Origin of the sequence: Paenibacillus antibioticophila (genome assembly GCF_000455265.1) — a bacterium.
Lineage (GTDB): Bacteria > Bacillota > Bacilli > Paenibacillales > Paenibacillaceae > Fontibacillus > Fontibacillus antibioticophila.
This window is the reverse complement of sequence record NZ_HG005139.1, coordinates 825,156-846,511: the sequence shown is the minus strand read 5'-3', so window position 1 is coordinate 846,511 and position 21,356 is coordinate 825,156. Positions and strand designations below refer to the sequence as shown.

The 21,356-nt window shown below is 50.5% G+C and carries 22 protein-coding genes, 1 tRNA gene, 1 pseudogene and 1 other annotated feature; of the genes and pseudogenes, 3 read left to right on the top strand and 21 right to left on the bottom strand.

The annotated features are described in order from the left end of the window. Both TX85_RS03720 and TX85_RS03715 read right to left on the bottom strand, forming a co-directional pair. Positions 1–605, bottom strand: a 605-nt coding sequence (locus TX85_RS03720; protein WP_262362608.1) for a M14 family zinc carboxypeptidase, incomplete at its 3' end; no start/stop codon positions are given. A 23-nt stretch (positions 606–628) separates the two neighbouring features. Next, entirely contained in the window at positions 629–1,267 is a 639-nt protein-coding gene (locus TX85_RS03715) for a TraX family protein (RefSeq protein WP_044477780.1), read from the bottom strand. Positions 1,268–1,379: 112 nt separating this feature from the next. Here TX85_RS03715 and TX85_RS03710 point away from each other — a divergent pair, with 112 nt between their 5' ends. Continuing rightward, positions 1,380–2,312, top strand: a complete 933-nt coding sequence (locus TX85_RS03710; protein ID WP_044477779.1) for a diacylglycerol/lipid kinase family protein — start codon at positions 1,380–1,382, stop codon at positions 2,310–2,312. 76 nt (positions 2,313–2,388) lie between these two features. Here the strand turns inward: TX85_RS03710 and racE are convergent, their stop codons facing one another. The 8 genes from racE to TX85_RS03675 form a co-directional block, all read right to left on the bottom strand. Continuing rightward, complete coding sequence (gene racE, locus TX85_RS03705; protein WP_187375150.1) at positions 2,389–3,207, bottom strand: glutamate racemase; 819 nt, start codon at positions 3,205–3,207, stop codon at positions 2,389–2,391. A 189-nt stretch (positions 3,208–3,396) separates the two neighbouring features. Continuing rightward, positions 3,397–3,831: a YtxH domain-containing protein gene (locus TX85_RS03700; RefSeq protein WP_044477778.1), complete on the bottom strand. Its 435-nt coding sequence runs from the start codon at positions 3,829–3,831 to the stop codon at positions 3,397–3,399. Between the two features lie 330 nt (positions 3,832–4,161). Then, positions 4,162–4,599: a DUF86 domain-containing protein gene (locus TX85_RS03695; protein ID WP_044477777.1), complete on the bottom strand. Its 438-nt coding sequence runs from the start codon at positions 4,597–4,599 to the stop codon at positions 4,162–4,164. 43 nt (positions 4,600–4,642) lie between these two features. Then, entirely contained in the window at positions 4,643–4,930 is a 288-nt protein-coding gene (locus TX85_RS03690; protein ID WP_044477776.1) for a Dabb family protein, read from the bottom strand. Positions 4,931–5,055: 125 nt separating this feature from the next. Further along, entirely contained in the window at positions 5,056–6,363 is a 1,308-nt protein-coding gene (locus TX85_RS03685; RefSeq protein WP_044477775.1) for a 6-phospho-beta-glucosidase, read from the bottom strand. Further along, entirely contained in the window at positions 6,360–7,349 is a 990-nt protein-coding gene (locus TX85_RS03680) for an N-acetylglucosamine kinase (RefSeq protein ID WP_044477774.1), read from the bottom strand. Before TX85_RS03680 ends, TX85_RS03685 begins: the two co-directional genes overlap by 4 nt. A 1,149-nt stretch (positions 7,350–8,498) precedes the next feature. Beyond that, entirely contained in the window at positions 8,499–8,765 is a 267-nt protein-coding gene (locus TX85_RS26215; protein WP_158297296.1) for a helix-turn-helix domain-containing protein, read from the bottom strand. Next, complete coding sequence (locus tag TX85_RS03675; RefSeq protein WP_049894776.1) at positions 8,716–9,372, bottom strand: AraC family ligand binding domain-containing protein; 657 nt, start codon at positions 9,370–9,372, stop codon at positions 8,716–8,718. The genes TX85_RS26215 and TX85_RS03675 overlap by 50 nt, the downstream gene beginning before the upstream one ends. 173 nt (positions 9,373–9,545) lie before the next feature. On the opposite strand from TX85_RS03675, the gene TX85_RS03670 reads away from it, so the two are divergent. Next, positions 9,546–9,857 carry a DUF2642 domain-containing protein gene (locus TX85_RS03670; RefSeq protein WP_044477773.1) on the top strand — a complete coding sequence of 104 codons (312 nt, stop codon included), beginning with the start codon at positions 9,546–9,548 and terminating at the stop codon, positions 9,855–9,857. A gap of 55 nt (positions 9,858–9,912) precedes the next feature. On the opposite strand, the gene TX85_RS03665 is transcribed toward TX85_RS03670, so the two are convergent. From TX85_RS03665 to TX85_RS03615, 11 genes are all read right to left on the bottom strand, one after another. Beyond that, positions 9,913–11,469, bottom strand: coding sequence for a 2-isopropylmalate synthase (locus TX85_RS03665; protein WP_044477772.1), 1,557 nt, complete (start codon positions 11,467–11,469; stop codon positions 9,913–9,915). 93 nt (positions 11,470–11,562) lie between these two features. Beyond that, positions 11,563–11,798: a binding site (T-box leader), on the bottom strand. Positions 11,799–11,889: 91 nt separating this feature from the next. After that, positions 11,890–11,962, bottom strand: a tRNA-Lys gene (locus TX85_RS03660). Between the two features lie 175 nt (positions 11,963–12,137). Next, a complete protein-coding gene (locus TX85_RS03655; RefSeq protein WP_044479774.1) occupies positions 12,138–12,824 on the bottom strand; it encodes an MBL fold metallo-hydrolase in 687 nt (228 codons plus the stop codon). Between the two features lie 50 nt (positions 12,825–12,874). Then, entirely contained in the window at positions 12,875–13,432 is a 558-nt protein-coding gene (gene maa, locus TX85_RS03650; protein ID WP_044477771.1) for a maltose O-acetyltransferase, read from the bottom strand. 24 nt (positions 13,433–13,456) lie between these two features. After that, positions 13,457–14,662 (bottom strand): MFS transporter, encoded by a 1,206-nt coding sequence (locus TX85_RS03645; protein WP_044477770.1) that lies wholly within the window; start codon positions 14,660–14,662, stop codon positions 13,457–13,459. Between the two features lie 27 nt (positions 14,663–14,689). After that, positions 14,690–15,718, bottom strand: coding sequence for an ROK family transcriptional regulator (locus tag TX85_RS03640; RefSeq protein WP_044477769.1), 1,029 nt, complete (start codon positions 15,716–15,718; stop codon positions 14,690–14,692). Between the two features lie 146 nt (positions 15,719–15,864). Then, positions 15,865–16,959 carry an ABC transporter permease gene (locus TX85_RS03635; protein ID WP_233500596.1) on the bottom strand — a complete coding sequence of 365 codons (1,095 nt, stop codon included), beginning with the start codon at positions 16,957–16,959 and terminating at the stop codon, positions 15,865–15,867. Between the two features lie 14 nt (positions 16,960–16,973). Beyond that, positions 16,974–18,239, bottom strand: coding sequence for an ABC transporter permease (locus tag TX85_RS03630; RefSeq protein WP_044477767.1), 1,266 nt, complete (start codon positions 18,237–18,239; stop codon positions 16,974–16,976). Positions 18,240–18,250: 11 nt separating this feature from the next. After that, on the bottom strand, positions 18,251–19,183 hold the full coding sequence (locus tag TX85_RS03625) for an ABC transporter ATP-binding protein (protein ID WP_044477766.1): 933 nt from the start codon (positions 19,181–19,183) through the stop codon (positions 18,251–18,253). 111 nt (positions 19,184–19,294) lie between these two features. Further along, positions 19,295–19,930: a response regulator gene (locus TX85_RS03620; RefSeq protein WP_044477765.1), complete on the bottom strand. Its 636-nt coding sequence runs from the start codon at positions 19,928–19,930 to the stop codon at positions 19,295–19,297. Then, positions 19,923–21,068, bottom strand: coding sequence for a sensor histidine kinase (locus TX85_RS03615; protein WP_044477764.1), 1,146 nt, complete (start codon positions 21,066–21,068; stop codon positions 19,923–19,925). Before TX85_RS03615 ends, TX85_RS03620 begins: the two co-directional genes overlap by 8 nt. A gap of 112 nt (positions 21,069–21,180) precedes the next feature. Here TX85_RS03615 and TX85_RS27250 point away from each other — a divergent pair. After that, positions 21,181–21,356: pseudogene (locus tag TX85_RS27250) on the top strand (MarR family transcriptional regulator); the annotation flags it as partial.

Genomic DNA, 21,356 nt, shown 5'->3' with positions numbered 1-21,356 from the left:
CGGGCCAGGGCGGCCGCCTCCGGCTCGCAGAGCGGATGCGGCCCGCCATAGTCCTGGGGCGCCGGGCCTGCCACGCCCCGGCGCTCCCGCTCCAGTTCCCAGCCTGCCGGGAACTGGTCGTTAAGATCGACGCCGCGGATATTGGCCTTCCAGCGGCGGAAATCCCTGCTGCCGCCGTTCCACGCGGCGAGCTGCTCCGCCCAGGCACAGCCGGGCGGGATGCCGTCCTGCGCCAGGTCTGCGCCGTCCGGATTGGATAGCGGCACCGCCCACAGGGTCACGGCGTCCAATTCCGGCGCACCGCCTGCGAGCCTCCGTGCGGCCAGCTCCTCCACATAACGGAGCAGAAGCGGTGCGGTAATCCATTCATTAGCATGGACGGCCGCATTCATATGGACCTGCACCGCTCCTGTTCCAAGTCGAACCACCCGAAGCGGCTCTCCCAGAACACTCTCCCCAAAAGCTTCAACGGTAAGGATATCGCTATATTTCTCCAGAAGCCGATTTAGTTGGCTGAAATACATACCGCTGCGATACCCCTCCTGCTCCAGTCGAACAATGGATTCTCCCGGCCATTGCACAGACGAATCTCCCCGTATTTGCACAAGTCCCCCTCCTTGATGCTCCATTAAGGAGCCAGGATGCGCATTCCGTACACTACGAACATGAGAATATACAGATGAGCCGGATAGAACGAGCGCCATAGCCATGCCGGAGCCCGGCTTGCCTCCACTTTACGCCACATCCCCCCTCCATAAGCAATCGGAAGCGTTACGACCAGGCTTGCCATCTGGATCAACCAGCCATAAGCCGCAAGATAAATCAAATTGAGTCCCAGGTGCATCAGCAGCAGCTGCGAGGAACGCGCATATTTGAATATAAGCACGAGAAGCAGTCCATATGCTCCATAATCGAAAGGAAGCACCTCCATTGCGAGGCAGCACAGGGCAATCACCAGGACCGAGACAGCGCCCGGCCTGATCCGTTCAAGCAGCTTCAAGATCAGCAACGAGACCAGCAACGTCGCCACCACATTGAGCCCGCCTGGCTTCAGCACCAGCTGATAGGGAATTTGCGAGATCGCTGCAATCAGGGCTAACCTCAGCATATAATTGCGGAAGTTCGAGGTATGTCTGTAGCCCTGGACAAGCGCATAGGCATACAGGGGAAAAGCAATTCTGCCGATGATCCGCCAGATCGCTTCATCCGGAAAGAACAGCAGGCCTGTATGGTCAATCAGCATGGTGAGCATCGCAATCCATTGCATAGTTTTACTCCTTTTTAGATGTTGTTCAATAATAAAATAAAAATGATTCCATTCTAGCTCGGTTTTGATTTACACTTGAGCCAGAAGCAGCCGCATAATTGGAGGAACCGACATGTATTTATTTGTGATTAATGCTAAATCAGGAAACGGAGGAGCCCGCCGGGTCTGGGACAAAATCCGGACCGTACTCCACAAACGGAATATTCCTTATGAGTATACATTTACCCAAAGCCCAGAGGAAGCTCAAGCTTACCTGAAAGAACGGCTGACCGAGCGCGCGGACTGGCTGGCCGTCGGTGTGGTTGGCGGTGATGGAACGATCCACAGCCTGCTGCCGGCTATGCAGAATTCGGGAGTTCCGCTAGCGGTATTCCCTGCAGGATCAGGCAATGATACCGCCAGGGGCTTCAGCATTCCGAGAAACACCGAAGCGGCCCTGGATGTCATGCTGAAGGGCCGCGCCCGCTCGGCGGACTTGATCTCCATTTCCGGACGAAATACATTGACCGCGCTGGCTGTCGGCTTCGATGCCGAAGTCGCAAATAACGTCAACAAGAGCTATTATAAGAAGCTCTGCAACTGGCTCGGAATGGGAAGACTCGCTTATATTATCGGAATCTTTCATACTCTGATTTCCTTCCGTCCCTCCGCATTGACGGTAAGCTGCGATGGAGAAGAGCATTCCTTCTCCTCCGCCTGGCTGGCCGCAGTCAACAATGTGACCACCTATGGCGGCGGCCTGGCCATTTGCCCTGAAGCAAGAACGGATGACGGACTGCTGGATATATGTATTGTTCATAACTGCTCCCGGTTAAAATTGCTGCTGCTGTTCCCGACCGTGCTTTTCGGCAAGCACACCCGACTGTCCTTCGTGACGATGCTTCGCGGCCAGGAAATTACCGTCCACAGCAGCCTGCCAAGGCTTGCCTTGGGCGATGGGGAGCCTGTCGCATCTACTCCGCTCACCGCCTCCGCGCTTCCGGGTGCGATGCAGGTCATGGCTCCTTCTTCAGGTTCTCGCAGCCTTCTTGGCGCTGAAAGCTGATTTTTTAATCGCATTTTTAATGGGCATATGTGCAAAAAACCTTTGGCAGAAGGCTCTGTCCAAAGGTTTTTCCGTCCTATGCGGTTGGGCTGGAGATTTGCCACACAATCGGAGTGAGCTCGATTTGCTTGCCCAGCCACCGCAAGGCAATTTGCCGGAACATTTCCGGGTCTCCGCTGCAAAAAAACTGATGAACCGGCAGCTCGCTGCCACGGGCCAGCTTGCCCTTCTGATGGAGGATCGTGCTAATCTCCCTTGCCGTCTCGTCAGCGGAGTTGATCAGCTTTACGGACGAGCCTATCACAGTCTGAATCACCGGTTTCAAAAAAGGATAATGCGTGCATCCCAGAATCAGACAATCCAAGGAATACCGACTGATCTCCTTCAATGCATCCCTTACAACCTCGACGGCCTCCGGCGTCTCATAAAGCCCTTGCTCGACAAACGGAGCGAGCGTCGGACAAGCCTCGCTGACGATTTCAAGAGTCGGATTCAGCTCCTTCAGTGCCGATGAGTAGGCACCGCTTCGTATCGTTCCCAAGGTGCCGATAACCCCGATCTTTCCCGTTTTGGTCGCGCTTATCGCAGCGCGCGCACCGGGATGGATCACGCCAATCACCGGGATCGCTACCTTGGACTGGATATAGCCAAGTGCTGCCGCAGTAGCTGTGTTACAGGCAATCACAATCATTTTCGGATTAAATTGAATCAGAAAATCTACAATTTGCTCGGTAAACAGGCGTACTTCCTCTGCTGAACGAGGTCCATAAGGCGCACGCGCGGTGTCTCCAAAGTAAATAATTTTCTCTCTCGGAAGCTGTCTCATGACTTCCTTGACGACAGTAAGGCCTCCTACGCCGGAGTCCAATATGGCAATGGCTTGCTGCACGAACATACCGCTTCCTTCATTGAAAATTTGCATTTATGATTTCTTCCTTACATTATGTCAATCCCGCTCCAAGCGTACCTAAATCTTAACCCAAATAGAAGTGGGGTACAACCATAAGCCCTATTTGGAAAGGATAGTACAGCAAAAGCCGGGACAGGTCGATGCACCTGTCCCGGCTTTTTCGGGAAACATACCTTACTCTTTATCTGTTTCATCCGCAGCTGCTGCCTCGGCGCCTGCCGGCTCTTCCGTTGGTTCGGACACCGCTTCCTCCGACTGAGCTGCCTCATCGGCTTCGCCGGATGGTCCATCGGCCGCCTCCAATGCAAGCGGATCCTCTTGAGCCGCTTCTTGCGCTTCCTCGCTGCTCTCCGCCTTCGAAGCACGCCAGGTCTGGAACTCATGAACGAGATCCTCGGCCTTTTCCTTCACGATTCCGGCGATCTGCGTGCTCTGTTCTCCAACCTTTCCTGCCACTTCCTGGGTCTTCTCTCCGACTTGACGCGCTCCCTCCGCAATATCCTTGCGAAGCTCACGGCCCGCCTTCGGCGCAAACAACAATGCAGTTACCGAGCCGACAATCGTACCGATCGCCGCTCCCCAAATCCAGCCCTTCTTTCCGTTACTCACGTCTCATCTCTCCTTGTTCGGCCCTTTGCCCATATACAGCTCCAGTTCGCACAGATGCTTCTGTCAGGGCGAATGCCTATATCGATATTGTATTATAAGCAATGTGGGATTGTCCCGACACACCTATTTTAAAATAAATGACTATATAAGCTGAAACTATAAAAGCTACGTAGAAAGGTCATAGTGTGAAGTGAGCTGATGAAACGGAGTGTTCGCCTTTGTGAGTGGATTTTCACCTTGCCAGAACTTAGTCCAATAAGAGAAATCCGCGAACAACAGCGATCGTAAGCACACTTCACACGTTGTCCCCAGAACGTAAAATTCTGTAGTTCAACCTATATACGCCTGGATACCTTCCTGATCCAAATAAGCCTTCACTCTGATCGAAAAAGCACGAAGCACCCCCGGCAAAGCTGCGGACAATTCATGCGCATGACTGCGATCCCAATCCACATATTCCTGAACGAGCGGTTTTCTTAGCCGGACCAGCCCGGTAAGCTGCAAGGCCAGCTCATGATCGATAACAGATTCATCCCGCATGATCTCAACGATGTCCTCATAGCTGCTCGCATCCCGCATAATAAAACCATCAATTAGATAGCTGCCCACATCTGTTATAGCTTCAATAGCCAGATGCAGCGCCCGCTCCTCGGCAAACCGCAGCATTAGCTTATCTTCATCAGCGGCTGCAGTTTCCGCTAGAACTTGAGAAATTCGGGGCAGCAAGTCCAGTCTGCGCTCGATCTGACTTCGGTCAACATAATACATCGTTGTCTGGGCCTCCTATATCAGAGAGTAGGCGATTCCTTCATCAATATTCAAAATCGACAGCAACCTGGCTTTCTCTAACCTGGGACATATGCTCGATGACCTTCTTGTGCTCGGGATGCACTTGATAACCTTCCAGGTCCTCCAGCGAATCGAATTCCGCGATGAGAGCGATGTCATAAGAACGAGCCGACTTTATGACATCGATTCCGACCTCTAGACTTCTTAGCTGCTCAACCTTTCCATTCAATCCCCGTAATACCGAAACCGTATGCTCGATATTTTCCGCACTCGGGTCCTTAAGCTTAAATAATACGATATGCTTAATCATGGTAATCACCCCTTTGTACAAAATATATCATAACAACAACTCCTCTTCCACCGCAGACGGCATGCGCCATCTAACAGCAGAAGAGGAGGATTGGCAGGAGACGGATCCTGGCAGACCATGATCTATTATGCAAAAAACTTCGGCAAATAAGGCTTATGAGCTTCGAGCAGTTCTTCCAGCAGCACCTTCGCTACCGTTACCGACGGGACTAGCGGATGATGAACCAGCGCCTGCAAGGCCAGTCCCCGGTCTCCGCTGACGGCCGCATCAATCGCAAGACTCTCATAGGTCTTAACAGCATGCAGCAGCCCCTTTATGGTTTCAGGCACGTGCATCGGCTTCAAAGGAACAGGTCCGGCAGCGGTAACTACACAGTTAATTTCAATACTGGCATCCTCCGGCAGGAAATCATAGATCGCTCCATTAGGCACATTCAAGGTCTGGATATCGTTCCGGCCCAGATAGAGCGACTTCATCAACTGGACGGCCGCCTCGGAATAGTAGGCTCCCCCCCGTTGCTCGAGCTGCTTCGGCTTCTCTTGCAGACTTTCATCAGCATACAGCTGGAACAGCTCCTTTTCCACGCGTCTGACCACATCGGCACGTGTCCCGTTGTTCTCAAGTGCTTCCTTCTCCTCTTGGAGCATTTCATTCGTCATATAATAGTATTTCAAATAATATGTCGGCACCGCGTGCAGGGACTGCAAAAATTCGAGATCCCAGCCTAATGTCGGTACATTCTTCGCGTTGTATTCCCCTTTTCCAGCCAGGAGCTCCGGCATTCTCTCCTTCCCGTTCACCAGTGCCGAGGTTACCCAGTGCAGGTGATTAATGCCTACAAATTCCGGGAGCACCTGATGCTCGGAGGTTCCATAGGCTTCGGCCAAGGACTTCTTGAAGTTGATCGGGGAATTGCACAGTCCCACAGTTTTGACCTGCGAGTATTTCATCACTGCCTCCGTAATCATCCCTGCCGGATTGGTAAAGTTCAGCATCCAGGCATTCGGTGCGAGCTCCTCGATATCCCTGCAAATATCCAGAATCACCGGAATGGTTCGCAGCGCTTTGAACATCCCCCCGGGTCCTGTCGTTTCCTGGCCGATCACGTCATGCTTAATCGGAATATGCTCATCCCGCTTGCGGGCTTCCAGCTGACCCACCCTCATTTGAGTCGTCACATAATCTGCACCTTGTATCGCCTCTCTCCGATCCAGGGTCAATTCAATCTGAATGGGCAGGCCGGACTTGCGGACCATCCGCTTGGCCAGGTTCCCTACAATCTCCAGCTTCTCCCGGCCTTCTTCAATATCGACCAGCCATAGCTCCGAGACCGGCATTTCCTCATAGCCTTGAATCAACCCCTCAACCAGCTCCGGCGTATAAGATGACCCGCCTCCGATAACAGCAATTTTTATCCCTTTGCGATCCTTCATGACTCCTGTTCTCCCTTCCTATCCGCGATCATAATTTTCTTCAGGCATTCTACCACCTCAGCCTGCGGCACATATCCATCCCGATCCATCGCGCTAAGCACCGCACCAACAACCGGTTCCATTACAATGCGCCGTATTCTGGCATTTGGGGCCGTCTCATGAACCCGCTTCGCAAGCGATTCCCGCATGAGATCGGTTCGGCTCTTGGAGAGAATGCTCCCGCCAAGCACCAAATCAAAGTGATCTTCCTCCATATCCAAGCGGCGGATTAAAGCCGCGGCCGCATTGCCAAGCTCTGTCCCCTGTTCTCTCAGAATCCCTTCAGCCACCGCATCTCCCGCTTCGGCTGCAATAAATACCTGCTCCGCCAGCTGCAACGGGGGTTCATAGCCTTCATCCAGCATTGCATCCAACACCTCAGGAATACTGCTGAAGCCAGTGCTTCTCAGAACCAGCTCCTGCAATAAAGTCTGTGGCCCTCTAAGGTCCCACGCCCTTACCGCCGCGCGAAATGACAGGTTTGCCAGGTCTCTGCCCGAGCCTTGTCCATCACCGAACAAATAGCCAAACCCGCCATATTGCAGCTCTTGGCCGTCCCGGTTCCTGGCAGCCGCATTGAAGCCCGTACCGCTAATGACGACGGCCCCATGCGATGCTTGGCTGCCCGCTCGCATAGCGATCATCGTGTCGCAGGCAATCTCAGTTCTGGGGTACTGCAGCCGCGCAATCATCGGACGAAGCACTCTGTAATCGGGTTCCCGGTCGGCCCCGGCCAAGCCGAAATAAGCGAAGGCGATCTCGTCTTGCCTTAAGCCGGCTTCATTCAACGCTTGAGCGCACGCCGCAGCAATCTCATGCTCCGCTCTGGCATTGGTCTGATGGTTGCCGTTGCCGGAGATTCCTACACCGCACGGTTCTCCGCTTGCATCCACGATCAGACAATGTGTCTTGCTGCCTCCCGCATCCACGCCCATATAATAGTTCATATGCATCGCTCCTTCTTCCCCCAGCATACAAAAAAGGACTACTGCATTTCCTCTGCAATAGTCCTGAACTATAATATGATCTTACTGAAAATCACTGCTATCATAAAACCGTCTAAAGAGTGTTTCTGCGTTTCTGGGTAACGTGTGAAGGTTGCTTTCGATCGCTGTTGTTCGTGGATTTCTCTGATTGTAATAAGCCTTTTAACGCAGGTTTTAGTTCATCATTTATATGCTACGAATGCACTTTAATAGCTAATAATGCCGACCAAGTACGCATTACACGCTTATGAAGATAACACGTTGTGCCATTGACGTCGTGCATAAAGCGGATTGCGCAAGCTGCCCTGTGCATCATGCAGACATCACACTACGCGAAGCTCCTAATGTGCGGTGTGGAGATTGAATAACGACAGTTGATCGACCCACGTAAATACGGGTCATACGCATGTAGTGAAAAAAGTTACTCTAAATTTAGGTGAAATGATGGAAATGCGGATATAGTGAAATTCTTTCGCTTAAAGTTGGCTATACCGTCGGTTTAACTAGTTACTGGAGATCTAAGGTAATTTTATTCACTAAAATTGAGTTCGAGCGCCGAATGAAGAATTTAAGGTAAGAAATTTCACTGGAGCGTGCCAGAATGAACCTGAATAAGCGGAATGAGTTAAGCTCGGAACAAGACTGGAATACCTAGTCGAATAACGAAGTTTCGCGTTCTGCGTAAGGCCAAGCAAGTGCGACTGGGCACAACTCCAAGCACCCAGTGTTCCATTGGGCTGTGCGTAAAGTGAATCGCGCAGGCTTGCATGGAGTCTCCTGCTTGCGTGCCGCAGGGAGGCAAGTTAATAGCAGTGCAGTTATTGCTATGCTGCTTCGGAATAGGCACGTGCAAACTGCAAAGGCGGAGTAGCCAGGGCATAAGTGTAAGCATACCTCATACGTTGCCCATCCAACTCGCCATCTAATGTTCAACTGTTTTCTGCTACTGCACATTTTGCCGCTATTGCACATTTTCCTGCAAATGCGCCCTTGATTCGCCCACAGGGAGTCTGTAGCAACATAAGCAGGCACTTCGTCAGAGCTAAGATTTTTGGGGACAGCCCCTTTAACACTCCGTACTATATGCCTTTTCTACGTAACTTCTTTGCTTCAACTCATAGAGGTTTTTCCTTGAAGCTTCCTGCGCATTGCGCTTGGCGGTTTGCCCACGTAACGTAAGAATAGCCGGTTGAAATTGGATAGATTCCGAAAGCCCGACTGATCAGCGATTTCCAGAATACTGAGCGAGCTCTGCTCCAGGAGCTGAACAGCGTGATCGAGTCTCAACTGCAACAAATAGTTCATAGGTGACATCCCCGCTGCCTGGCTAAAAAGCGCACTGAACCGGGATGGGCTGAGATGGGCTTGCTCCGCCAATTCGGAGAGTGTCCATGCACGCTCCAGATCCGATTACCATTCGCTGAATCGACTCGCGAATCATCTCCAGATGCTTGACAGCCGGACGGACTTCCGCTGTCTCCGGCTGGCGGAAATGGCGGTGCACCTCTGCCAGCAGCAGCAGCAAGCAGCCATGCAGCACGGAATAGCGCGAGCTTTGCTCCGATTGATATTCCTCCAGCATTCTCAAAATGTACTCATTTAACCCGGCATTTGCGGCTTCGATCTGATCAGCCGTGATCCTGTTCGGGAAAAGGCTCCCTGTTTGTCTGAAGGGCAGCATTATCTCCGGATTATAACGATGCTCCGAGCTGACCAGGGACGGCTCGAACATGATCACGACCATTTCCAGATCCTTTCCCTCATATGCCCGATGCAGATCGTGGGAATCGATCAGAAATACATCACCCGCTGCAAACTGATATTCCTGTCCGTTGATGATATATGTCCCCATCCCGGAGGTAATGAGATTAATCTCCAGTGCGCGATGCCAGTGCAGCCGTTGAAACAAAGGGCTGACCCCCTTGGACACGGAGACCGTCATCGGAAATTCGCCCGGCATTTGTATGAGGTCAGGTTGAATCATCTGGTATTTTCCTCCTGCAGCTTGATTCATGTTTGCCTCTATTAAAGCATACCCGCCAGGATGACTCAATTCTCTATTGTACGAACCCTATGAAACTAGCACACATATAGTATAGTGTCCCTAGCAGTTTCTATGGCTAGGACATTACCATTCAATGAGAGGAGGTGATGCCCATGAATGCTATGCTTTCCGGCAAGTATCAGTCCGCCCGCCGAAGTGTCCGTATCTTGAGTGCAAGAATCGAGCTGCTGGAACATCGTGTGGAGCATTTGGAGGAAACCGTCCAAGCTCACATTCTTCCGCTCCCGTTAACCCGGGAACGGCTCCACAGCTTGGTCGGCACGTCCCTCACTGTCCAAGCCTTTGACCAGAAAATCCAAGGAACCTTGCTCTCTGTTCAGCCCGATTTCCTTGAGTTAATGGATCAGGAGGGAAGGCGTGTCATCATCCCTGCAGAACGCATAACAGCTATCGATCCGGAGTAGTGAGCCGGCAAGTTAGCATGCTTGTTTGTCTTACCCTGCAGAATCGATGCTTATTCTACTCACCTGCGGGGGCTTTTTCTTCTTTTTCCGAAGTATCCAGCAGCACTGCATTAATGCCGTTGATGAAGGCCTGGGCACTCGCCTTGATAATGTCTGTGTCCATAGCTTTACCTGTATAAATATTGTCTTGATGCTTCAATCGAATGTGAACCCGGCCAAGCGCCTCTTTTCCCCGCGACATGCTGTTAATTTTGTAATCCAGCAGTTCAATCTCCAAGCCGGTCAAGGCCCGGATCGTTCCATAAAGAGCGTCGATCGGCCCGTCTCCGCTTCTGGTATCCTCCAGACTGACTCCCTCTCTCTTCAGCTTAACGGTTGCCGTTGGAGCTTCATCGTCTGTAACGACCCGAAGCGATTCCAGCTCATACAGATGACCGCTTCCTCCGGACTGCTTGCGCGCTGCCGACAACAAGGCAAATACGTCATGGTCGTAAACCTCCTTCTTGTCATCCGCCATGCGAAGAAAGGCGGCAAACAGCCCTTCGAATTCGTCCGTAGATCCGGCATAGAAGCCCAGCTTCTCCATTACATGCTTGAAAGCATGGCGGCCGGATCTTGCGGTCAATACGAGCTCCATGCTCTCTACTCCAACATCCCCCGGCGACATGATCTCATAGACCTCCTTGTTCTTCAGAAGACCGTCCTGGTGAATACCCGAGGAGTGGGCAAAAGCGTTCTCACCCGTAATGGCCTTGTTCACTTGAACATCCAATCCGGTCAGATAAGTGAGCAGGCGTGAGGTTCTCATAATTTCCTTCAGATTCAGATCCGTATGACTCTGATAGAACGATTCCCTTACCTTCAGCGCCATTGCAATCTCCTCCAGCGAAGTATTTCCGGCCCGTTCACCAAGTCCGTTGATGGTGCACTCCACCTTCTCGGCCCCGTTTTTTATGGCGCTAAGTGTATTCGCGGTTGCCATTCCCAGATCGTTATGACAATGAACACTGAGCATCACGCGGTCATTGAGATTCTTCAGACGTTCGTGGATCTTCCGGATCAATTCGCCAAATTCCTCCGGTACCGCATACCCGACTGTATCCGGTATATTAATTATCGTCGCTCCTGCCTTGACGACAGCCTCAATGGTCCGCCACAAATATTCGAATTCCGATCTGGAGGCGTCCTCCGTAGAATACTGGACCTCAGGCAGTAGCGTACGGGCATACTTAACGGCTTCTACCCCCATCTCAAGCACTGCATCTCTTGAACGGCTGAACTTCTTCTCCACATGAATATTCGAGGTGCCAAGCACGATATGGATGAATGGATTCTCAGCCAGCTTGATGCTCTCGTATACGCTGTCAATGTCATTCTTAACGGCCCTTGCAAGGGCTGTTACGGAAATCCCCCCCCTAACCGTACGAGCGATCTCCTGTACCGCTTGAAAATCACCGGCAGAGGAAGCCGGGAATCCTGCCTCAATCATGTCGACATGCAATTGCTGCAGCTGACGGGCGAACTCCAACTTCTGCTGTACATTAAGCTTCGCTCCAGGAACCTGTTCTCCATCTCTCAAAGTCGTATCAAGCACCCAAATTTTTCGACTCACAATCCTTCATCCTTCCTGTTTTGGAGTATCCTTTATGTGAAGCGGAGGCGGCTGAACCCGGAATTCAGCCAACAAAAAAGCCCCGTCTCTATAGCTAGAGACGAGGCTTACCCCGCGGTACCACTCTAATTGATTCTACGCCAAAAGCAGAATCATCTTGTTCGATGGCCATCACCATCTATCCCGATAACGGTGGAACTCCGGCATACCCTACATTGTCAGGCAGCAGTTCATAGACGAGTTCAGAATGTTGGACCTGCCGTTTTCCACCTGCCAACGGCTCTCTGCGAAAGTCCTGAATTCCTACTATTTCTAATCGCGACATTTCAATTTTGGAATTGTTATACATACTATGGCAAATTCTCAGAATTGTCAACAGCACACAAAAAAAGCCAGCATCTCTGCTGACTTTTCGAAGAATGGATCGTCAGGGGCTCGAACCCTGGACCTGTCGATTAAGAGTCGAATGCTCTACCAACTGAGCTAACGATCCATAATATAAGCTTGTCCTGCACCATTTGTGCTTCTTCGAAATCGGCTTTTTAAAAGGCTGATTTTCGAGGGGACTTTTATAGTATATCCATTTTAAAAAACAGAGTCAAGCATTATTTTAAAAAAATGATCCGGAATAACTAACCTGCTTTTTGAGCCGGCGGAAAGCCGCCGACTCACCTGAGATAAATTCCACTATGGTAAATATAATACGTGTTGGCATCAAGACTCTTCAATAAGCGCAAGGATTGCTCGGCCTGGACGAGATTCATACAATACTGAGGATTCGCAATGGCCAGTTCACCTTCCTCCACTACAGCCGCATCTCCCGTAATCACACTTTTCAGCTCTGGAAAATACAGAGAAATATGACCTGTCGTATGACCCGGCGTAGCTAATACTTCGCAATGCCCATCCATGAGGCGATCCCCGTCCTTGACGAGAAAATCGACTGAAGCCGCTCTTAACCCCTTCAATTCCTCAATGAACTCCCGTCCGGACTCCGCCTGTTGCTCATCCATCTCCTCCAGCAATTGTTCGGCTTGGCGCAAGCGCTCCGACTTGACCTCTCCGGCTATAGCCCTGCTCTCCCACTCGCTTGCAATGATTCTAACCGCGGGATGCTTCTCCTTGAAATCATGCAAGGAACCGATATGATCATCATCGTAATGCGTAATAATGATCTGGGTTAGCTGGTCTGGATGATACCCCTTCTGCAATATTTCGCCTTCTATTCGATCGAGAAATCCAGGGTAGCCGGTATCCACCAAAGTCAGTTCATCTTTATACACTATTAGGCTGGGGCAGATCGAGTACATTTGTCCATAATACTCGAATTCAATGGGCAGATTAATGATCTGCACAGGGTTATTCATTGCGCCTGCATTTGTCATGCATGAGGCTCCTTTCCTGATTAAGCAATCGTTTTAATGACTCTAGCCGGGTTGCCTCCAATGACTACATTATCTGGAACATCCTTCGTCACCACGGAACCCGAGGCAATGACAACGTTGTTGCCGATAGTCACACCGGGGTTGATCACGGATCTACCGCCGATCCACACGTTATGACCGATATTCACCGGCTTGCCGAACTCGGCTCCGGAGTTTCGCTCAGCGGCATCAAGCGGATGTGTTGCGGTATAAATATGAACACCCGGCGCAATAAAGCAGTTGTCTCCGATCCGAATTTCACAAACATCCAGAAAAACACAATCAAAATTGGCATAAAAATTTTTGCCGACATAAATATTATAGCCGTAATCACAACGAAAAGTGGGTTCGATATACGCCCCCTCCCCCGTCGAGCCTAATAACTGGCTAAGCAGCGCTGTACGCTGATCCATATCTGTCTCAATGGTATTATTGAACAGGCGAGTCAGCTTGCGAGCGTTCAATCTATCCCGTGTCAGTTCCGGATCTCCCGCCATATAGAGCTCACCATTAATCATTTTTTCTTTCTCTGTTTTCATAAGAGCACTCCTATCTTTATGTGGTTAAATTGAGTTACGGCTTGTGCTTTGTTTCCCGAAAAATACGTTGAGACGTTCCGAAAAAAGTAGCATGGCGGCGGCAGATGTTGCGATAAAGAATGGAAATATTCCGATTGTCGTATACCCGGCCAGCAAGCCAAGCAGCGGCGGCAGCAGGGTGCTGCCTGTATAGGCCATAGCCATCTGATAACCCATAATTTTCTGAGCTCTCGCTTCGCCAAATCGGACAGGCGTCTCATGCAGCATGCAGGGGAAGATCGGAGAGAGTCCCAATCCGGCTATCAGCAGTCCGCATAATGAAAAACCGGCCGGAAGCGGCAGCAGTAGCAATAATGTGCCTGCCAACGTCGTAATTTGTCCCGTGCGGATCAATTGGCGATTTGTCAGCTTGAACGTAACAAAGCCGGTAATGAAACGCCCGATGGTGATTCCCGCGTAGTACAGAGAAACCCAGAGTGCGGCTTGGTCGGCGGCCAGCCCTTTCATTTTGACCAGGTAACTGCTGCCCCACAGGCCTACTGTTGTCTCAACCCCGCAATAGAACAGGAAACAAGCCAAAGCAAACATAACACTCTTAAGGCGAGGCTTTCCTGCTCCGCTGTTGCCAGACAGAGAGGGCCCCTCAGTGGATGTGTCTCCCAGCCCAGTGCTCTGTTGAACTGCTAGCCGTCTCCATAACGGGAGTGATACTAGCAGAACGATTACCAGTGTAAATTGAATCCCGGCAACCGCCTGATAACCATCTCTCCAGGAAGCATTTCCATTCAGGAAGGAGGCCATGATAATCGGGCCAGCCGTTGCCCCTACGCCCCAGAAGCAATGCAGCCAGCTCATATGATGGGCTTTGTAGCGTGCAGCGACATAATGGTTAAGCGCTGAATCGACGGCCCCTCCGCCAAGTCCAAGCGGAATGGCGCATACCATCAGCCAAAGGATTGACGGAGCAGCCGAGAAGCCTGCCAAAGCGCCTGCTGTCAGGATACAGCTGACAAGCGTGACAGGACCTGTGCCGAACCGACGAGCAACAGAGCCGCTGATCAGACTGGATACAATGGTGCCAATGCTGATCGTCATCGACAATACACCGGCCATCCCAATCGGCGCGCCAAGCTCCGGTCTCATCACAGGCCAGGCTGATCCGAGCAGCGAGTCAGGAAGCCCAAGACTGATAAAAGCCAAGTAAATAATCAATAGTAAAAGTGTTCCCATATACGTATAAAACTCCTATCCTTATCATCAATCTTCATGGTCATCGAGAATCAGGTTCATGCCAAGCGTCCTCAGCCCGTTTAAATAGTCCTCTCTCCAATCACTTGCCGCTAGGACGGGCAGATGCTCTTTTGGAACATAGGCGGCACTTCTTGAAGCGATGGCATCCAGAAGCTCTTCGCTGACTTCGTCGCGGCAGAAGATGACAGCCTTCGGATTCACCATGGCTGCATAGGAAGCTATCAACCGGCTCACCGCATCGATTGCACTGGAATTATCCATCATGACAGCGGCACCTTCTTCGTTCGAGATCGCCTGTTGAAAATTCCCTCCGTCATAGAGAGGCACGAACGACACTTCTCCCGAAAAAGACGTGCTTCCGCGGACAACACTGCCGTTAAGCCATAGGCCTGCCCCTGGCCCGTTTTGTCCGAAGCACAAATAGACAAGGGACTCGCTATTGGACACGCGCATTCTTTCACAATAACCGAGCACAGCCGCATTCATATCATTCTCCACCGCAACGGGAAGCCGGAATTTTGCCTGGAAAAATCCCTTCAGATCAAAGTCCTGAAACTTCTCATACCCGGGGATGTGAATGATGCGACCATCCTTGACAGCTCCAGGCACTCCAAAGGAGATCGCACGAATGCCGGGATGAAGCTCCATCAAAGACTCCAGTTGCTTGGTCAGCGTATCGATTCCTTCCTGAAGCACACCGGAACAGCTTCCGCTCTCCTTCACTTCGCCCAGCGCATTGCAGATGGCATACGGCGTTTCCTTCTTCTCCAGAAACATCGTGATCCCCAGCCTGTAGTCCGGGTTGTAGGCATAACGTCTGGCTCTTCTTCCGCCGCTCGAATCATCCAGACCGACAGCCGCTACTTCTCCTGCCTTCTCCATCACACCGACAAACTTGCTGATCGTCGGAAAGCTAATTCCAAGCTGTTCGCTGAGCTCGACCTTTGTTGCACTTCCTGAGTTCAACAGCGCTGTGCGGATACCGCGAAAAATACTCCTTTTCATATCCTTCGGTGTTGAAATCCTGTCGCCCATTCCTGCTCACCTCGATTCCGAACACTTTTTAAACGAATTTAATAAGTGCGCTATTATCATATCAAGACCTTACCTGAAAAGATAGACCTTTTAACAAAAAAAGAGACTGCTCCTAAGAGCAGCCTTAAATCTCCCTTCCGCCTGAATCACTTCCGTGCGGATTTTCTTTCAACCATGTTGATGCCAATGCCCATATATACCACTCCAATCAGCAGTATAAGGGAAAGCTGGAGTGCAATCTCACCGATTCCCGCATCCGAATTGACTACCTTCATTAGCGCATCCATCGCATGGGACATCGGAAACAAATCCGCGATGAAGGATAGCACCGGATTATTCAGCACCCCCGGCGGCATATAGGCGCCACTAATAAGGGGAATCATAGGAACAAAAGTCGGATAAATCGCATAAAACTGCTCCGGCTTGCTGACAAACCCCGTGATGAGCATAGCGAGACTGATCATCCCGAAAATAAAGATAGCAATGATCAGCACAATCAATCCGAAGTGATGGCCTAAATCAAATTTGAATACGTATTTGAACAGGATGAGAACAACGACGACCTGAAAAAAGGAAATGAAAAAGCTGTATGAAATATATCCAAGATACATGCTGGTTTTATGGATTGGCGACAAGATCATTCGGTCCCATATCCGGGATACTTTGTCGTACGTAACGCTGTTCACCTTGAAGCCCATCGTGAATAGGGAGATTAGGAGCGTAAAGGCAAACATGAGCTGTGTGCTCATATTATGACTCTGCACCTTGTTGCCGTCGATCCCTTGCTTGGTTAGTTGAAAAGGAGGCTTCTGCAAGTACTCGTTCACAGCTTCCCTAAGCTTCTCTTCTTTAATGGCGCCGGAGGAAGCCTGTAACTGCATTTCCTGAGTATAAATCTTGCGTACATACTGATCCACCTGCTGAATTGTTGGGGAATCAGAGGCTGCAATCAGACGATAATCCTGCTCCAACAGCTTCACCGCGACATCGCTTCGCCCCTTCTGCACCTGTTCGCGCGCATGCTTCGCATCCATCACTTTGAAGTGATAATACGCCCCTTCCCGATTCAGCAATGGCAACCACTTTTCCTCGATTGCCGCTCCATGCTCATCCTCACTAAAGACAGCGATTGTCGTCATATTCTGACCACCGCGTACAAACAACAAGGTTGCCAAAATGCTTAACACAATAAAGAGAAGAAGGAGCAGCGGATTTCGTCTATCCTTTGCAAGTTGTGCCATAAATACCGAGCCCATCAGGCTTCACCTCTTTTCGGATACAGAAGCATTCCTGCAAATAAAAATAGAATGCCGACCAGACTCAGTACAACCAAAGGCATCCCTAAAGACGTACCGCTCTCCAACTGAATCCACTCGATCACCGTTGACAGCATAAGCCCATTCGGCGTCCATTCGCTGATGCGCTGCAGCCATTCAGGAAATAGATAAATTGGAACAAAGTTCCCTCCGAGAATGCCAAGCGCCATCGTAAAGAGCAGGATAAGTCCGTTAGCCGCATCCATTTTGTTTGTTCTAAGCGAAATAGAAGTATAAAAGGCGGAAATACCGGCTACGGTCAGTGCATAGACGGTGATCATCAACAGAAGACCGATCCAAAAGGAGAGCGGCTTTCCCGTAAACAAGCCGAGCAGCAAATGCGATACAATTACAACAAATGAAAACTGCAGCCAGACCAAAACAAAAGTAGCGCAAGTCTTGCCCATTAAATAAGACATGGGTTTCGTATTCGCTGCGACGATCCGTTTGATGACCTCTTCCCGCTTTTCCGTACCCGTCTTCTCGGCTACGGTTGAAGCAATAAACAGGGAAAACAGCGCTCCCATTGCCATCGTAAAGTATTGGCCCATCGTGAACGGCTCGGCACCCTCCAAAGCTTCGCGGCCACCCTCCGGCATGGCCACCGCCTCCGCTGCTGTCCTATCGCCTCCCGAATGTTGAAGCGCAAGCTGGAAATTCATCTGGTCGAAAAATTCGCTAATCATCATTTGAATGACCGTCACATTCATGGAATTTTCAGCTACAACAAAAGGCAGGCTGACTGCAGAGGCCTCCTTGTCGAGCATGATCGCATTCAACATGTCATAGGTGTACCCTTGCGGGATTTTAATCCAGCCGTCGATCTTCTTCTCCTTCAGCTGTTGAAGCGCCTCGGATTCACTTAACTCATAGACCGTCAACCAATCCGCAACCTCCGGACGTTGCAGATATTGCTCTAGGTAGGCAATTGGCTTCATGTCTGCACTGTGTTCCATTAGTGCTTGAGCTGCGGTCTGATCCTCAAGCCTCTCGATATCCGCTATAAATTGTCTAATCCCTGCCTCTTCCGCATCTTGATTGACAATAGCCAATTTAAGATCAAGAGGACTGGTACTTCCTCCTGCAACACCGGAGAAAGCAAAGCTTAAGATGACAATCAGGACAATCGGCGTCACGAGGACCGTGAGGATCTCCTTGCGATTTCTCCAGAACAGCAACAGGTCCTTGAAGATAAAAGTAAGCATCGTATTTCCCCCTAGTCTCTCAGTGTCCGCCCCGTTAAATGCAGAAATACATCCTCCAGGCTAGGCGTATCCACCTGGTAATTGATCAATTCGGCGCCTGCCTTCTCGGCTTCACGAACCAGCAATCCCAATGTGTTGCTGCCCCTTGAGGTAATAAAACTGATAATCTCTTCCTTCGTCTCCACGTGATGAATATTCTTCAGTCCCTTGATCGCCTCGACAAAGGATGCGCTGGGCCGGTCAAGCTGAATCTGGATCTTGTCCTCATTGGAAAGAATGCTCATCAGCTCCGCCTTGGTGCCTGCCGCAATGATTTTACCATGGTCCATGATGTATACCCGTTTGCACAATTGTTCAACTTCCTCCATGTAATGGCTCGTGTATAGCACTGTCGTACCGGAACGCTCATTCATTAACCGGACCATCTCTAAAATATGAGTTCGGGATTGGGGATCAATCCCTACGGTAGGCTCATCAAGAATCAGAATCTTCGGTTGATGAAGGAGGGCGGCTCCAATGTTCACTCTTCGCTTCATCCCGCCGGAGAATGTCTTGACGATTTCCTTCTGCCTATCCTTAAGACCAACCAGCTCAAGTACATCCTGGATGCGTTCTTCTAGCAGGCGTTTCTCAACTTTATAGATCTTCCCGAAAAACTTTAAATTTTCATAAGCTGATAATTCTTCGTACAATGCAATTTCTTGCGGAACTACACCGAGCACTTTTCTCAAAGCAGCCGGATCCTCCACCGTGCTTTTTCCATGAAACTTGATATCGCCAGACGTAGGCTTGATCAGTGTCGAGATCATCGAGATCGTCGTCGACTTTCCAGCCCCGTTCGGACCCAGCAGTCCTACAGAGTCCCCTTCATCAAGGTAGAGGTTAATTTCGTCCACGGCCCGTTTGCCCTTATACGATTTGCAAAGCTTGAATACCTCCAGCATGCTGTACTCCCCCTGCATCCCTATAATTTTCCTAGAGCGTAAAATAAAAAGACCGGAGCCGCTACTTACTCCAGTCACTAATTCCTATGTATGCATGACTTCAGTCACTTTTTATACTAGATGGTGCTTGATAGCATAAATAGCCAGCTGCGTCCGATCTCTCAGCTCGAGCTTATCCAGGATTTGACTGGTGTGGTTTTTGACCGTCCCGATCGAAAGCGCCAGGCGCTCGGCAATCTCCCGGTTGCTCAGTCCTTCGCCAATGCAAGACAAAATCGCCCGTTCCCTTGGCGTCAGCGACGGATCCGGCTGGTTCGCTTCCTCCTGCTTGCCTAGCAGAGCAGGCACCACCTTCGCGGCAATCTGATCCTCAAGCGACAGTCCGCCTGCAAAGGCGCTCTTCACCGAACGGATTAATGCAGAGGTGTCTCCGTTTTTCAGCAAATATCCGCTTACCCCGATTTTCAAGGCATTCATGACATAATCCTGATCATCAAAGGTCGTCAGCATCAACAGCTTCACTTCCGGTGAACGCGCGCGGATAAATCTAGCTGTCTCAATTCCGTCCATTTCAGGCATGCGAATATCCAGCACAGCAACATCAAACTGATGATGCTCGCACAGGGCGACGGCTTCCAGGCCGTTATTTGCTTCTCCCGTTACCCTGATCTCCGGATCTGTCTCAAGCATCGCTTTCAAGCCTTGCCTGACCATCACTTGGTCCTCCGCCAGCAATACTCTAATCATCAGGCTCCCCCCTATCCGTAATTTGAAGCCAGCCCCGCACCACAAATTGCCCGGAAGCGGCAAAGACCTCCAAATCCCCGTTTATTTTGTTCAGTCTCTCCCTCATTGAGGTTAATCCAAACCCCTCCTGATACGAGTAAGGATTTGTAATCGGGTTGCTGATTTCAAACCGGAACACACTGCCGCCCGGCGCCTCAAATAGAATTTTTGCCTCTCTAGCTTTGCTGTGCTTCATAATATTAGTCAGTGCTTCTTGAACAGAGCGGTAAATGGCGAAGGACTGCTCCCCATGAAGCGGAGCGCTGAAAGCACCATGGTTGACGGTAAAATAAATGCGTAAGAAGCTGTCGCTCTCCAGCTTCCGGATCAATCTCATAATTCCCTGCAATCCGCCTGTGTCTCCACGCCTGAAGGCTTTTACGGCCCTACGGGTCTCTTCCAGGCTATCGTAGGCTAGCTGCTTTAACAAATCGACCTCCTCGTGATACGGATTGCCGTCCTTCAAACGAAGCGATTCGATCTGCATAAGGAGTGCGGTTAACTTATGCCCCACCGAATCATGGATCTCATGGCCAATCAGCATTCGCTCTTCCTGTCTCGCCGAATCCTCCTCGGTTGCCAGCCTTCTTTTTAAGCTTCTGTACTCCGATATCAAGGTGTTGTATCTTGCATTAGCAAAAGCTTCCCGTTCATGCTTTAACCGATATAGCGCTGCGCCGGAATACAGCAGAATGACATAGATGGAAATAAACAGCCAAGAGGAAGGCTCCAGGCCTGCCCTCACGGCGACCAGGCAAAGTCCCGCAATCTGAAGCACAGCAGGATAAATAGCGGAGAACAGGGATAGTCGTTGAATTATTTCCCAGACCACCATGCATTGAATCAGTAAAAGAAAGGGATTAAAGGCCTCACTGTGCAGGGGATACAGGTTGACCACCGAGAGGATCGACAGGACGCATAGTAAGACCATCGTAGTTCTGGGCTTCTTCGTTAGCAGGGGCAGCACAAAGAAAGCTGCAAAATACGCTGCCGCACCGAGCAGTCTCCAATACTCGGCTGTCATATGACTCCAATATGTACTCAAAGCTGCTGCCCAGACCAATAGCTGCAGAACAATCCGTAAAAAGTATGTCTTCAACCCTATCCCCCCTCCTCTTCAGAGCGTTCACACCTATGTATTGATTAAAGCATGACCTTGTGCCTTTATTCAACGATTGACAGCGTTAAGTTTATATACTAAACTAAATGCCATGAAAAATAAATCGGAGCATTCTCAACCTATTAGCAATCACGGAAGCAAAAGCTTGGGCCGCTTAATTATGCAGCTTAGAAAGCTTGAACGGCAGCCCCATTCTTTTGGACAGGCAGGCAAGCTGACCCCCAGCGAGATCCATACTATTGATGCCATCGGCTATGATGGAGCCAT

What these genes read in the sequence shown, in the direction of transcription:
- TX85_RS03715 (WP_044477780.1), bottom strand. Translation starts at nt 1,267, where the DNA reads ATGCAATGGATTGCGATGCTCACCATGCTGATTGACCATACAGGCCTG.
- TX85_RS03710 (WP_044477779.1), top strand. Translation starts at nt 1,380, where the DNA reads ATGTATTTATTTGTGATTAATGCTAAATCAGGAAACGGAGGAGCCCGC.
- racE (WP_187375150.1), bottom strand. Translation starts at nt 3,207, where the DNA reads ATGTTCGTGCAGCAAGCCATTGCCATATTGGACTCCGGCGTAGGAGGC.
- TX85_RS03695 (WP_044477777.1), bottom strand. Translation starts at nt 4,599, where the DNA reads ATGTATTATGTTGACCGAAGTCAGATCGAGCGCAGACTGGACTTGCTG.
- TX85_RS03690 (WP_044477776.1), bottom strand. Translation starts at nt 4,930, where the DNA reads ATGATTAAGCATATCGTATTATTTAAGCTTAAGGACCCGAGTGCGGAA.
- TX85_RS03685 (WP_044477775.1), bottom strand. Translation starts at nt 6,363, where the DNA reads ATGAAGGATCGCAAAGGGATAAAAATTGCTGTTATCGGAGGCGGGTCA.
- TX85_RS03680 (WP_044477774.1), bottom strand. Translation starts at nt 7,349, where the DNA reads ATGAACTATTATATGGGCGTGGATGCGGGAGGCAGCAAGACACATTGT.
- TX85_RS03675 (WP_049894776.1), bottom strand. Translation starts at nt 9,372, where the DNA reads ATGATTCAACCTGACCTCATACAAATGCCGGGCGAATTTCCGATGACG.
- TX85_RS03670 (WP_044477773.1), top strand. Translation starts at nt 9,546, where the DNA reads ATGAATGCTATGCTTTCCGGCAAGTATCAGTCCGCCCGCCGAAGTGTC.
- maa (WP_044477771.1), bottom strand. Translation starts at nt 13,432, where the DNA reads ATGAAAACAGAGAAAGAAAAAATGATTAATGGTGAGCTCTATATGGCG.
- TX85_RS03645 (WP_044477770.1), bottom strand. Translation starts at nt 14,662, where the DNA reads ATGGGAACACTTTTACTATTGATTATTTACTTGGCTTTTATCAGTCTT.
- TX85_RS03640 (WP_044477769.1), bottom strand. Translation starts at nt 15,718, where the DNA reads ATGGGCGACAGGATTTCAACACCGAAGGATATGAAAAGGAGTATTTTT.
- TX85_RS03635 (WP_233500596.1), bottom strand. Translation starts at nt 16,959, where the DNA reads ATGGCACAACTTGCAAAGGATAGACGAAATCCGCTGCTCCTTCTTCTC.
- TX85_RS03630 (WP_044477767.1), bottom strand. Translation starts at nt 18,239, where the DNA reads ATGCTTACTTTTATCTTCAAGGACCTGTTGCTGTTCTGGAGAAATCGC.
- TX85_RS03625 (WP_044477766.1), bottom strand. Translation starts at nt 19,183, where the DNA reads ATGCTGGAGGTATTCAAGCTTTGCAAATCGTATAAGGGCAAACGGGCC.
- TX85_RS03620 (WP_044477765.1), bottom strand. Translation starts at nt 19,930, where the DNA reads ATGATTAGAGTATTGCTGGCGGAGGACCAAGTGATGGTCAGGCAAGGC.